Source organism: Arthrobacter sp. StoSoilB19, from assembly GCF_019977275.1.
GTDB lineage: Bacteria > Actinomycetota > Actinomycetes > Actinomycetales > Micrococcaceae > Arthrobacter.
Genome location: NZ_AP024650.1, coordinates 3,425,863 through 3,438,423, shown reverse-complemented (window position 1 = coordinate 3,438,423; position 12,561 = coordinate 3,425,863). Strand labels below are relative to the sequence as shown.

General features: G+C 68.6%; 13 protein-coding genes. 8 read left to right on the top strand and 5 right to left on the bottom strand.

Going from position 1 to position 12,561, the window contains the following annotated elements; translation table 11 throughout:
• The 5 genes from LDO86_RS15900 to LDO86_RS15880 all read right to left on the bottom strand — a co-directional run bounded on the left by LDO86_RS15900 (nt 1) and on the right by LDO86_RS15880 (nt 3,657).
• The gene (locus tag LDO86_RS15900) at nt 1-1,203 is read right to left on the bottom strand and encodes an alkaline phosphatase family protein (protein ID WP_224084106.1); all 1,203 of its coding nucleotides are present in this window, start codon (nt 1,201-1,203) and stop codon (nt 1-3) included.
• 133 nt (nt 1,204-1,336) lie between these two features.
• Entirely contained in the window at nt 1,337-2,101 is a 765-nt protein-coding gene (locus LDO86_RS15895) for an ABC transporter permease (protein ID WP_018768814.1), read from the bottom strand.
• Nucleotides 2,098-2,913 (bottom strand): ATP-binding cassette domain-containing protein, encoded by an 816-nt coding sequence (locus LDO86_RS15890; protein WP_018768813.1) that lies wholly within the window; start codon nt 2,911-2,913, stop codon nt 2,098-2,100. Before LDO86_RS15890 ends, LDO86_RS15895 begins: the two co-directional genes overlap by 4 nt.
• A gap of 25 nt (nt 2,914-2,938) precedes the next feature.
• A complete protein-coding gene (locus LDO86_RS15885; protein ID WP_018768812.1) occupies nt 2,939-3,304 on the bottom strand; it encodes a DUF1048 domain-containing protein in 366 nt (121 codons plus the stop codon).
• Nucleotides 3,301-3,657 carry a PadR family transcriptional regulator gene (locus tag LDO86_RS15880; protein WP_018768811.1) on the bottom strand — a complete coding sequence of 119 codons (357 nt, stop codon included), beginning with the start codon at nt 3,655-3,657 and terminating at the stop codon, nt 3,301-3,303. Before LDO86_RS15880 ends, LDO86_RS15885 begins: the two co-directional genes overlap by 4 nt.
• 197 nt (nt 3,658-3,854) lie before the next feature.
• Here LDO86_RS15880 and LDO86_RS15875 point away from each other — a divergent pair, with 197 nt between their 5' ends.
• Genes LDO86_RS15875 through LDO86_RS15840 form a run of 8 tightly spaced genes read left to right on the top strand, consistent with a single transcriptional unit; the run spans nt 3,855 to nt 12,551 of the window.
• On the top strand, nt 3,855-4,211 hold the full coding sequence (locus LDO86_RS15875; RefSeq protein WP_018768810.1) for an SPW repeat protein: 357 nt from the start codon (nt 3,855-3,857) through the stop codon (nt 4,209-4,211).
• 14 nt (nt 4,212-4,225) lie between these two features.
• Nucleotides 4,226-4,573 (top strand): CU044_2847 family protein, encoded by a 348-nt coding sequence (locus LDO86_RS15870; protein WP_018768809.1) that lies wholly within the window; start codon nt 4,226-4,228, stop codon nt 4,571-4,573.
• 5 nt (nt 4,574-4,578) lie between these two features.
• Nucleotides 4,579-5,919 (top strand): phosphoribosyltransferase, encoded by a 1,341-nt coding sequence (locus tag LDO86_RS15865; protein WP_018768808.1) that lies wholly within the window; start codon nt 4,579-4,581, stop codon nt 5,917-5,919.
• Nucleotides 5,916-7,250, top strand: a complete 1,335-nt coding sequence (locus LDO86_RS15860; protein ID WP_018768807.1) for an erythromycin esterase family protein — start codon at nt 5,916-5,918, stop codon at nt 7,248-7,250. The genes LDO86_RS15865 and LDO86_RS15860 overlap by 4 nt, the downstream gene beginning before the upstream one ends.
• A 52-nt stretch (nt 7,251-7,302) precedes the next feature.
• The gene (acsA, locus tag LDO86_RS15855; protein WP_043424860.1) at nt 7,303-9,138 is read left to right on the top strand and encodes an acetate--CoA ligase; all 1,836 of its coding nucleotides are present in this window, start codon (nt 7,303-7,305) and stop codon (nt 9,136-9,138) included.
• Nucleotides 9,135-10,184 carry a pyruvate dehydrogenase (acetyl-transferring) E1 component subunit alpha gene (gene pdhA / locus LDO86_RS15850; protein ID WP_018768805.1) on the top strand — a complete coding sequence of 350 codons (1,050 nt, stop codon included), beginning with the start codon at nt 9,135-9,137 and terminating at the stop codon, nt 10,182-10,184. The genes acsA and pdhA overlap by 4 nt, the downstream gene beginning before the upstream one ends.
• Nucleotides 10,181-11,173 (top strand): alpha-ketoacid dehydrogenase subunit beta, encoded by a 993-nt coding sequence (locus LDO86_RS15845; RefSeq protein ID WP_018768804.1) that lies wholly within the window; start codon nt 10,181-10,183, stop codon nt 11,171-11,173. The genes pdhA and LDO86_RS15845 overlap by 4 nt, the downstream gene beginning before the upstream one ends.
• Nucleotides 11,166-12,551, top strand: coding sequence for a dihydrolipoamide acetyltransferase family protein (locus tag LDO86_RS15840; protein WP_018768803.1), 1,386 nt, complete (start codon nt 11,166-11,168; stop codon nt 12,549-12,551). The genes LDO86_RS15845 and LDO86_RS15840 overlap by 8 nt, the downstream gene beginning before the upstream one ends.
• Nucleotides 12,552-12,561: the final 10 nt, after the last annotated feature.

The following is a 12,561-nucleotide window of genomic DNA, read 5'->3' as shown; positions in this document are numbered from 1 at the left end:
TTAGGAAGCCTGCCGGAAGACATCGCCGCCAAAGGCCTGCACGCCCGGGTCGCCGGCCATCCCGAGCCGCGGCAGGTGGAAGATGTCCTCCATGGTGGCCAGCAGGCTGTAGTGGTTGTACGGCTGGTCCGATGTGGCCCCTGCCGGGCTGAACGGGGACAGCACCAGGGCACCCACCTTGCCGCCGGCTGCACCGCCTCCGGGGCTCCCGGCGTCTCCGGCGGACGGCCCGGCCGTGTCGCCCTCGGCCTCGTCGAACGTGATGACCAGCACGCCGTCCTGCTTGTATGCGGGGGAGGACAGGATGGCCGGCACATGGGCCTTAAGCCACGAGTCCACGGCCCTCAGTCCGCCGCGGGTGCCGTCGGCGCAGGATTCGTCATGCCCGTCGTGGCAGAGGTTGGGCGTGATGTAGGCAAGGTTTGGAGTGGTGGCTGCGGATTTCAGGTCTTTTGCCAGCGCCGAAAAGTTCACCACGTTCTTCACGCAGTCCGGGGACGACGTGATGGCGTGGAAGTAGACGAAGGGGTTGTGGTGCGTGGAGTACATCTCATCGGCGGTCGCCCGGATGTGGTTGTCGGGTTCGCCGGGGACCGGGTGCTCACAGGGCTGCTGCATGTCCTCCATGTACCCCTTCCACGTCTTGCCAGACGCGCTCAGCTGCCCGGCGATGGTCTGCGCCTGGTCCGGGTAGAGGCAGCCGTTGCCCTGCAGGGTGCCGTCCCCGTCGCTGCCCGTGGTGTTGAACTCCGTGTAGGTGCGGCAGTCCTGCTCCGTATTGTCGTTGGGCCGCTGGCCGGAAATCTGGGCCAGGTAGTTGGGCAGCGAGTTGTGGGCGATGCCGTAGTAGTTCTGCAGCAGCACGCCCTTCTTCCGGAGGGTTCCGGACAGGTAAGGCGCGGCGGAGTTGCCACCCCACACGGAGTCGTAGCTCTTGTTCTCCAGGTTGATCACGAATACGTGCCCGGGGGCTCCGGCGGCCGTGGGGGTGCCCTGTGGATCGACGGCGGTGCCTGGGGTCTCTGTGGGTGTTGGTTCCGCCTCGGGGCTTTCGGATGGCGTGGCGCTTTGGGAATCGGGAGGCGATGCCGGTGCTGGACCCTGGCAGGCCACGAGCCCGAACAGCAGCAGGGCCAGCAGTGGCAGCAGCGCGGGTGAGGGCCGCCGCCGAACAGCGGTTGAGCGGGCTGATATTCGGTACACACGCGGCCCCTGTCGTCGGTCTCTACAGCGCCCCAGCGTTGACGCCACTCTTGCATACAGATGCCGAGTTGTGCAGGGGCAATCGCTGTGAGTTGGCAGTGAATCAGGTTCCGGGTTGCCGCCGGTGCCGGGTTCAGGTGAACTTTCGGCGGTATACGGCGGCGGCGACTGCGCTGGCTGCCACGAGAAGTCCCGCCAGCCAGGCCAGGGCCGTCCAAATGCCGCTGCCCACGGCTTCCTGCGCCAGCAAGGCACGGATGGCATCGACGATGGACGTCACCGGCTGGTTCTCGGCGAACCAGGCCACCGGGCCGGGCATGGAACCGGTGGGAACAAAAGCGGAGCTGATGAACGGCAGGAAAATCAGCGGGTAGCTGAAACCGCTGGCCCCGTCCACGGTTTTCGCCAGCAGCCCGGCGATCACGGCGATCCAGGTCAGTGCCAGCGTGAAGAGGGCGAGGATTCCGACGACGGCGAGCCAGGCGGCCACGGAGGCTCCGCTGCGGAATCCCATCAGCAGCGCAACGCCCACCACGGCGGCCAGTGCCCCGAAGTTGGCGGCCAGTGACGTGAGCACGTGGGCCCACAGGACGCTGCCCCTGGCCACCGGCATGGAGGTGAACCGTTCGAATATGCCGCCCTGCAGGTCCAGGAACAACCGGTAGGCGGTGTAGGCGACGCCGGACGAGATGGTGATGAGCATGATCCCGGGGAGCAGGTAGTTGACGTACGGGCCGCCGGAGCCGGTGTTGATCGCGCCGCCGAACACGTAGACGAACAACAGCATCATGGCCACCGGTGTGACGGCGGTGGTGATGATGGTGTCCGGGCTGCGCAGGATATGGCGGAGCGAGCGTCCGGCCAGGACCCGTGTGTCGCTGAGGATATGGGTGGTCATGGCATTTCCTTTCGTGCGCCGGTGGTGCTTTCGGAGCCGTCCTTGGCCGGGTCCCCGACGAGGGCGAGGAAGACGTCCTCCAGCGAGGGCTGCTTCTCGACGTATTCCACCGTGGCGGCCGGAAGCAGCCGCTTGAGTTCGGCCAGGGTTCCGTTCCTGATGATGGTGCCCTGGTGCAGGATGGCTATCCGGTCGGCCAGGTGTTCGGCCTCCTCGAGGTACTGCGTGGTGAGCAGCACCGTGGTTCCGCGGGCAGCAAGTTGGCGCACGGTCTGCCAGACGTCAAGGCGGGCCTGCGGGTCCAGGCCGGTGGTGGGCTCGTCCAGGATGATGACCGGCGGGCTGCCAACCAGGCTCATGGCGATGTCCAGTCTCCGGCGCATCCCGCCGGAGTAGGTGGACACCCTGCGGTTCCCGGCCTCGGTGAGGGAAAACCTGGCAAGGAGCTGGCCGGCAATCTCCCCAGGGCTCCGCAGGTGCCGCAGCCTGGCCATCAGCACCAGGTTTTCCCGCCCGGTCAGCACGTCGTCCACCGCGGCGAACTGGCCTGTGAGGCTGATGGAGCCGCGCACGCCCTCCGGCTCCGCGCCGGCGTCGTACCCGTTCACCATGGCGGTGCCCGCATCCGCCCGCAGCAGCGTGGACAGGATGCGCACCAGCGTGGTCTTTCCGGCGCCGTTGGAGCCCAGGAGCGCGAATATGCTTCCCGGCGGCACGTCGAAGTGGACGCCCCGCAGAACGCGCAGGCCCTTGAACGACTTTTCGATGCCCTGTACCCGGATGGCGGGTGCCGGGGCCTGGTCATGGGTCATGGCCGGTCCTTTCCCGTGGCGGTGGTCAGGCGCCGTCGGCGGCGGCCCTGTTGATGGAGTCCGTCAGGCGCTGCCGCTCCTTGTTGATCCACTGGCCGTCGGAGTAGTTGCTGATGAAGGTTTCGGCGAACTCCACCGGATCGTCCCCCACGATGTCCCGAATGGCCGTACCGTCAGCGGCGGCCCCTTCCACCAGGTCCGCCAGGTCTTCGAGCATTTGCATGAGGACGTCGCCCTTGACGATGGCCCCGGCATAGGTGAAATAGCGCTCAAGGGCGTCAATGGTGGTGCGGTAGCTGCCGGGCAGCTGCTCTTTGCGCGCCTTGTACTGGCGCCAGCGCTTCTTGTCGTCGAACGGGCCGGTGACTTTCTCGATCCATCCCTGCGTCATGGTTGTTCTCCTTTTTCCTGAGGCTGTTTCTTGTTGTGGTGAAGGTGCTCTATCCGTTCGGCGATGAAGCTCCAGGTGCTCCAGAACTCGTCCAGGTAGGCGCTGCCTGCCGTGTTCAGTGTGTAGACCTTGCGGGGTGGCCCCTTTTCGGATGGGACCTTTGCGACGTCCACGAGGCCGCGCTGTTCTAAGCGGACCAGCAGCGCGTACACCGTGCCCTCGACAATGTCGGCGAAGCCCTCCTCCCGCAGCCGGGCCGTTATTTCGTACCCGTAGGCGGGCTGCGCGGCGAGGATGGCAAGGACGATGCCCTCCAGGGTGCCCTTGAGCATCTCGGTCATTTGCTTGCCCATTGGGGGCTCCTCATTACTACTTAGTGGTGCTGACTACCAGTAGATAGTATCACTGAGTACCAGGAGCGCAAGGGCCTCGTAGGTCTTTCTGCCCTAGCACCCCGCTGTTGCCGGGCGTTGACTTAAACCGCGGGAAGCTGGGGCCTGCGGGGCGGACACGCACAGGGCGTGCCGCCCGCAACAGAAAGGAAAGTTCAGTGAAAAAGTGGTATCGGTGGCAGGACTACGTAGCAGTCGCCGCCGGTCTCTTCACCGCTATTGCGGTCCTGTGGACGCGGCAGCAGAACATGTCCACCACGCTCATGCTCCTCTTCGGTGGGCTCCTGGTGGTCAGCGGCGTCATCAACCTGGCCATGCCGGGAATGCCGGCGATGGAATGGGCACAGGCCGTGCTGGCCGCTGCGCTGGTCCTCTCGCCGTGGGTGGGGTCCTACACGGGCGCGACGGGCGCTGCATGGACATCGTGGATCGCCGGGGCAGTAGCGCTGGTGGTCACCGCGGTGGCCATTAAGCCCAGCACGGAAGCCCATCACAATCTCCGCATCTCGCATTAGCGGAGGCATCCGCCATGACTGAAGTGCTGCGTTACGAAGTGGGCTCCGGAACAGTGCTGGTTGAGACTGCGGACGACAGCTACGGCGTGGACCATCCTGCCCGCAATGAACAGGGGATCCTGGACACAGGCAGGCGGCTGGAAGACGCTCTTGCCAGCGTCCGCCCGGCTGCCCGCGCAGCACTGGAGGCCATGGCGGAACTCACCCCCGAACAAATAGAGATCGAGTTCGGGGTGAAGCTCGCGGGGGACGCAGGGGCGGTGATTGCAAAGAGCAGTTCCGACGCCCATTTTGTCCTTCGAATGTCCTGGAGCCCGGCGGCTGGAGCCCTGCCCGGGGAAGAAATCACGCATAACGGGTGATGGCTATGGTTGCGTTTCATGACAGGTCCGACGCCGGGCGGCGGCTGGGTAAACGGCTCGCCCCCCTGCGCGGAAAGGACGTTGTGGTGCTGGGACTGCCCCGGGGCGGCGTCCCGGTGGCGTTCGAGGTAGCCAAGGCCCTGGACGCGCCGCTGGATGTGATCGTGGTGCGGAAACTGGGGGTTCCGTTCCAGCCCGAGGTGGCCATGGGAGCCATCGGGGAGGGAAATGTCCGGGTCCTGGATCCGCGCACCATTTCCATGGCCCGGGTGACCCAGGAGGACCTGCAGCAGGTTGAACGGCATGAACGCGCCCTGTTGGAAAGCAGGGTGGCGCGGTTCCGCCAGGGGCGCCGGCGCATCGACCTCACCGGCCGCACGGCCATCATCGTGGATGACGGCATCGCCACCGGCTCCACCGCCAGGGCGGCCTGCCAGGTGGCCCGGCAACTCGGTGCGGCAAGAGTCATCCTTGCCGTTCCTGTTGCCCCCGCCCGCGCCGTCGTGGAGCTCAAGGAACCGGACGACGTCGTCTGCCTGCTTTCACCCCAAAACTTCCAGGCCGTGGGCTACTACTACCACGACTTCTCGCCCACGGAGGATGGCGAGGTGGTGCAGCTGCTCGACGCCGCCGCGTCCCCGCCCCGCCACCGCGCCGAGGAAGGGGAAGACGGGAGCCTGGAAGAGAATGTTGAGATTCCGGCGGGAACGGTGACACTGCGGGGCAGCCTCTACCTGCCCGCCAGGTGTGACGGCACGGTCCTCTTTGCCCACGGCAGCGGCAGCAGCCGGCACAGCCCGCGCAACCGCTTCGTGGCCTCCGTCCTGCATGGGGCCGGCCTTGGCACCCTGCTCCTTGACCTGCTCACACCCCAGGAGGAGGTGAACCGGGCCAACGTGTTCGATATCGCCCTGCTGGCCCAGCGCCTCTCCTCCGCCACCCATTGGCTGGAAGCGCGCCACGACGGATCCGCCGGCCGGATCGGCTACTTCGGCGCAAGCACCGGGGCCGGCGCCGCTCTGTGGGCTGCAGCCGAGCCCGGCGCCCAGGTTGAGGCCGTCGTCTCCAGGGGCGGCCGGCCGGACCTTGCCGGGCCGCGGCTTCCCGCCGTGAAGGCCCCCACCCTGCTGATCGTGGGCGGGGCGGACACCCAGGTGCTGGCCCTCAACCGCCAGGCCATGGCCCAGATGCATGCCCCCACGCGGCTGGAGATCGTTCCCGGGGCCACCCACCTGTTCGAGGAACCGGGCACCCTGGCCATGGCGGCCACCCTGGCCGCGGACTGGTTCCGGCAGTACCTCCTGCCGTCCCCGGTGGGGCGCGCCCGGCCGGAGGCCAGGGAATGACGGCGGCCCAGGGCAACCGGGATGAACACGGCGGGGAACGGGCGGCGGAAGCCGGCCAAATCCGCAGCCTCGCCCACCCGCTGGCCACCGCCGACGACCTCGAACCGCTGGTCCGCCTCGCCGCCCCGGCCCGTTTCGTGTGCCTGGGCGAGGCATCCCACGGCACCCAGGAGTATTACCACTGGCGGGCGCTGCTGAGCCGCCGGCTGATCGAAGAGTACGGCTTCACCTGGATCGGTGTGGAAGGCGACTGGCCGGACTGCTGGCGCATCAACCGCTGGGTCCGGGGGGAATCCGGACAGGAGATGGACGCGCGCCGGCTGCTGGCCGGATTCGAACGGTGGCCCACGTGGATGTGGGCCAACCACGAGGTGGCCGAATTCCTCACCTCGCTGCGCGAATGGAACCTCCGCCTGCCCGAACACCAGCGGACGGGCTTCTATGGCCTGGACGTCTATTCGCTGTGGGACTCGCTGCGGGAAATCTTCGCCTGGCTGGAGGCCAACGCCGCCGACGCCCTCCCGTCCGCCCTGCAGGCCTGGCACTGCTTTATCCCGTTCCGGGAGGACCCGCAGCGGTATGCCATGAGCAACCGGCTGGTGCCGCAGTCCTGTGAAGCGGACGTGGTGGCATTGCTGGCGGAAGTCCGGCGGCGGACGCTGGGCCGGATGCAGGACGATCCGGCGGCCTTCGACGCCATCCAGAACGCCATCGTGGCCACCAACGCCGAGCGCTATTACCGGACCATGGTGCGCGGCGACCAGCAGTCCTGGAACATCCGCGACCACCACATGAGCGACACCATCGAACGCATCGCCGCCCACCACGGGCCGGCATCCAAGGGGCTGGTGTGGGCGCACAACACGCACGTCGGCGACGCGCGGGCCACGGACATGGCGCTTGACGGCATGGTCAACGTCGGCCAGCTGGTCCGCCAGCGCCACCCGGGACAGGTGGTGCTGGCCGGGTTCGCGTCCTACTCCGGGTCCGTTACGGCCGCCGAATCCTGGGGTTCGCCGGAGTGGACCATGGATGTTCCGGCCGCAGTGCACGGGAGCCACGAGGACCTCCTCCACGAGGCGCTGGGCGAACCGTCGGTGCTGGTGTTCGGGCCGGAACGGGCCGGGCGGTGGCTGACGTCCTGGCGCGGGCACCGGGCCATCGGCGTGGTGTACTACCCACGCCGGGAGAGGGGCAACTATGTGCCCACCCGGATGGGCGACCGTTACGACGCGCTGTTCTGGCATCCGCGGACCGAGGCCCTGCGGCCGCTGCACCACGAGTACCAGCCCGGCGAACCGGAGCTCGAAACCGGGCCCTCGGGGTTCTAGCCCACAGCGGTTCCACCCATAACAAAGGAACATGATGGACCAGAGGAGCACCATGGCCACCGGAATCGAGGGGTCCACGCGCTGGCCTGCCATCACCAAGGACGTGGCAGCCTTCCCGGTCCAGCCCAATTTGGCCGATTATGATGCCGCCCGGCGGGACTTCAGCTGGGACCAGGCACGGCAGGCGCTGGCCGGGCTGCCCGGCGGCCGCGGCCTCAACATTGCCTACGAGGCCGTTGACCGCCACGTGGCGGAAGGCCGCGGCGGCAAGGAAGCCCTGCGCTTTGTGCAGGCCGACGGCGGCACCCGGTCCATGAGCTACGGCGACCTTGCGGACCAGACCAACAGGTTCGCCGCCGTACTTCGAAGCCTTGGGGTGGGGCGGGGCGAGCGGGTCTTCTCGCTCCTGGGCCGCAGCCCCGGGCTGTACGCGGCCGTGCTGGGCACCTTCAAGAACGGCAGCGTCTTCTGCCCGCTCTTTTCCGCCTTTGGCCCCGGGCCTGTCCGGCAGCGGCTGCACCTGGGGGCCGGCCGGGTACTGGTGACCACCAAAACGCTCTACCGCAAAAAGGTTGCGCCGCTCCGGGACACCCTTCCCGAACTCCGCCACGTCCTGCTGGTGGACGCGGACGGCAGCCCCGAACCGGGAACCCTGGACCTGGCCCGGCTCCTGGCTGGGGCTGACCCAATCGACGCGGTCGCGGACACCCAGCCGGAGGACATGGCCCTGCTGCACTTCACCAGCGGCACCACGGGCACGCCCAAGGGCGCCATCCATGTCCATGGCGCCGTCGCGGCCCACTATGCCACCGGCCTCTACGCGCTGGACCTGCACCCCGATGACATCTACTGGTGCACCGCCGATCCCGGCTGGGTGACCGGCACGTCCTACGGCATCATCGCGCCGCTGGTGCACGGGGTCACCGCCATCGTGGACGAGGAGGAGCTGGACGCCGACCGCTGGTACCGCATCCTCGCGGAGCAGCGCGTCACCGTCTGGTACACCGCCCCCACGGCCCTGCGGATGCTCATGAAGGCAGGCGCGGAACGAGCCGCCGGCCATGACCTCTCCGCGTTGCGCTTCATCGCCAGCGTGGGGGAGCCGCTGAACCCCGAGGCAGTGGTGTGGGGCCAGGACGTGCTGGGCCTGCCGGTGCACGACAACTGGTGGCAGACCGAAACGGGCGGGATCATGATCGCCAACTACCCCGCCATGGACATCCGTCCGGGCTCCATGGGCCGGCCACTGCCCGGCATCGAGGCCGCCCTGGTGGCCCGGGACGCCGACGGCAAGCCCGTGCTCCGGGACGGCCAGGCGGTCCTGGTCACCGAGCCGGACGCCATGGGGGAGCTGGCGCTGCGGCCCGGCTGGCCGTCCATGTTCCGCGGCTACCTCAACGAGGAGGAACGGTACCGGCGGTGCTTCGCCGGCGGCTGGTACCTCACCGGGGACCTGGCAAAGCGCGACGGCGACGGCTACTTCTGGTTCGTGGGCCGCGGCGACGACGTGATCAAGTCCTCCGGCCACCTGATCGGGCCCTTCGAAGTGGAAAGCTGCCTGATGGAGCACCCGGCCGTCGCCGAAGCGGGCGTGATCGGCGTGCCGGACCCCGTGGCCGGCGAAGTGGTCAAGGCCTTCGTGGAGCTCAAGCCTGGCAACGAGCCCACGGAGGAGCTGCAGCTTGACATCATCGGGTTCGCGCGGAAACGCCTGGGCGCCGCCGTGGCACCCCGGCTGCTCGACTTCACCGCCACCCTGCCCAAGACCCGCAGCGGCAAGATCCTGCGGCGGCTCCTCAAATCCCGCGAGCTGGGGCTGCCCGAAGGCGACACCTCAACACTGGAATCACCGGCAGGACCGGCCATGACACTGAAGGACCAGCCGTGAGTACCCTCAAGAACCAGGCCGTCCCGGACGCGGAGCATGCCCTCCACCTGCTGCGGCAGATGCTGCGGGTGCGCCGGCTCGAGGAAAAATGCATCGAGCTGTACAGCGCCGCCAAAATCCGCGGCTTCCTGCACGTCTACATCGGCGAGGAAGCCGTGGCGGCCGGGGTAATGGAAACCCTGGCACCCGGGGATGCCGTGGTGGCCACCTACCGGGAACACGGGCACGCCCTCCTTCGCGGCGTCTCCGCCGGAGCCATTCTGGCCGAAATGTACGGCCACGCGGAGGGATGCTGCCGCGGCCGCGGCGGATCCATGCACCTCTTCGACGCCGCCACCCGCTTCTACGGCGGAAACGCGATCGTGGCAGGGGGTCTGCCGCTTGCCGTCGGCCTGGCGCTCGCGGACCGGATGTCCGGGCGCCAGCGGGTCACCGTCTGCTTCTTCGGCGAAGGCGCGGTGGCCGAAGGCGAGTTCCACGAAAGCATGAACCTGGCAGCGCTGTGGCAGCTGCCGGTGCTGTTCTGCTGCGAAAACAACCTTTACGCCATGGGAACCGCGCTGGGCCGTTCCGAGTCCCAGACGGACATCGCGCTCAAGGCCGCCGGGTATGAAATCCCCGCCTGGGCCGTGGACGGCATGGACGTGCTCGCGGTCGAGGAAGCAGCCAGGCGTGCCGTGGACGCCGTCCGGTCCGGCGGCGGCCCGCACTTCCTGGAACTGCGCACGTACCGCTTCCGCGCCCACTCCATGTTCGATCCGGAGCTGTACCGGGAGAAAGCCGAGGTGGCGCAGTGGATGGAACGGGACCCCATCAGCCTGCTGCAGGGTGCCATGCGGGCGGCGGGACGGCTGCCGGAGAAGGACTGGGCCGCACTTACGGCGGACGTGGACGCGGAGATCAGCACCGCCGTCGGGTTCGCCGAGAACGGGACGCCGGAACCGGTGTCCGAACTGGCGCGGTTCGTGTACAGCGACCGGGCGGAGAGTGACAGTGGCGATGTCAGTGCCGGCGACGGGGCCGGGAAAGGCAGGGCGGAAGGATGAAAACCACCTACCGGGAGGCCATGCGTGCCGCGCTGCGCGAGGCCATGCAGCGGGACGAACGGGTGTTCCTGATGGGCGAGGACGTGGGCCGGTACGGCGGCAGTTTCGCCGTGAGCCTGGGGCTGCTGGAGGAATTCGGGCCGGAACGGATCCGCGATACCCCGCTGTCCGAGTCCGGCTTCGTGGGGGCAGGGATCGGGTCTGCGCTGGGCGGGATGAGGCCCGTCGTCGAGATCATGACCGTCAACTTCAGCCTGCTGGCGCTGGACCAGATCATCAACAACGCGGCCACCCTGCTGCACATGTCCGGCGGCCAGTTCAACGTGCCCATCGTCATCCGGATGACCACCGGCGCCGGCCGTCAGCTCGGGGCCCAGCACTCGCACAGCCTGGAGGGCTGGTATGCCCACATTCCGGGGCTGCGCATCCTTGCCCCGGCCACCCTGGCCGACGCCCGCGGTATGCTCTGGACCGCGCTGCAGGACCCGGACCCGGTGCTGATCTTCGAGCACGGTTCCCTGTACAACATGGCCGGCGAGCTCGACGACGATGCCGGCGCCGTGGACATCGACAAGGCGGCAGTCCTGCGGCAAGGGAACGGCGGCGGGCAGGGCCTGACGCTCATCACCTACGGCGGCACCCTGCCCATGGTGCTGGACGCGGCCGGTCAGCTGGCCGGGGAAGGGATCGACGCCGACGTCATCGACCTCCGCTCCCTCCGCCCGCTGGACATGCACACCGTCCTCGCCAGCGTGGAAAAGACGCACCGCGCCGTGGTGGTGGACGAAGGCTGGCGCAGCGGCAGCATCTCGGCCGAGATCGCGGCCAGGATCGCCGAGCAGGCCTTCTTCGACCTGGACGCGCCGGTGGAGCGGGTGTGCAGCCTGGAGGTCCCTGTCCCGTACGCCAAGCACCTGGAGCAGGCCGCGCTGCCGTCCGTGGAGCGGGTCATGGCCGCCGCGCGAAGGGCCGTGGGCGCCGGTGGCTGAGTTCCGGATGCCGTCCCTGGGCGCGGACATGGAACACGGCAAGGTGGTGGAATGGCTGGTCAAGCCCGGGGACTACATCCACAAGGGTGACCTGGTGGCGGCCGTGGACACCGACAAGACCGTGATGGACATCGAGTCGTTCCAGGAAGGCGTGCTGGCCGAGTTCCTGGTGGACATCGGCGACACCGTGGACGTGGGCACCCCAATCGCCCGGATCACCGCCACGCCCGCCGAACTCCCGCCAGCCCCGCCCGCGGACCGCGAGGCAAAGGCAGCACCCCCGGTCCGGCACCTTGCGCACACGCTGGGGGTCGACGTCGGACGCATCAGCGGCAGCGGCACGGACGGCGAGGTGACCAGGGCCGACGTCGAACGCGCCGCTGCGGCGCCCAGCACCCGGGCGCCGGAGCCGGCAACAGCACCCGAAACGCACCGGGTCCGGTCGTCGCCGCTGGCACGGCGGCTTGCCGCCGAACTCGGCGTCCAGCTGTCCGCGGTCACGGGGACGGGCCCGGGCGGTGCGGTCACCGAGGAGGACGTGCTCGCCGCCGTTCCGCCCCGGGGACGGCCAGCTAAGGAAGCCGGTGCGGAAAAGCCCGCGGCAGCACCGCCGTCGGAAGCCCAACCGGTGGAAGCCCCAACCGTCGAAGCGCCGCGCGGAACCCCGGAGGAGGAGCAACCCGGGCGGAAGCGGACGACGGCGGCCGGCGGCAAGGCGGAAAGCCTGCGGCAGGCCATCGGCGCGCTGATGTCCCGCTCCAAGAAGGAAATTCCGCACTACTACCTGTCCACCACCCTGGACCTGGCGGCGGCGATGGCGTGGATGCAGGCGGCGAACCAGCAGCGCCCCGTGTCATCGCGGCTGGTGCCGTCGGCCCTGCTGCTGAAGGCCACCGCGCTGGCGGCGAAGGAAGAACCGGACATGAACGGGTTCTTCACCAAGGGCGCGTTCCATCCCAGCAGTGCTGTGCACCTGGGCGTCGCCGTTGCCCTGCGGCACGGCGGGATCGTGGCCCCGGCGGTGCACCACGCGGACACCCTTAGCCTGGACCAGCTGATGGACCAGCTGCGGGACCTGGTCGGCCGGGCCAGGGCGGGGCGGCTTCAGCGCGCGGAGATGGCCGATCCCACCATCACAGTGACCAACCTCGGGGACCTCGGCGTGGAAAGCGTGTACGGGGTGATCTACCCGCCGCAGGTGGCCATGGTGGGCTTCGGCAAGGTGCTGGAGCAGCCGTGGGCGCACAACGGGATGCTCGGCATCCGGCACGCCGCCATCGCCACCCTGTCCGCGGACCACCGGGTCAGTGACGGGCTGCGCGGCGGGCGTTTCCTGGCCCGCATCGACGAACTGCTGCAGGCGCCGGAAAAGTTGTGAGCAGCGGGAG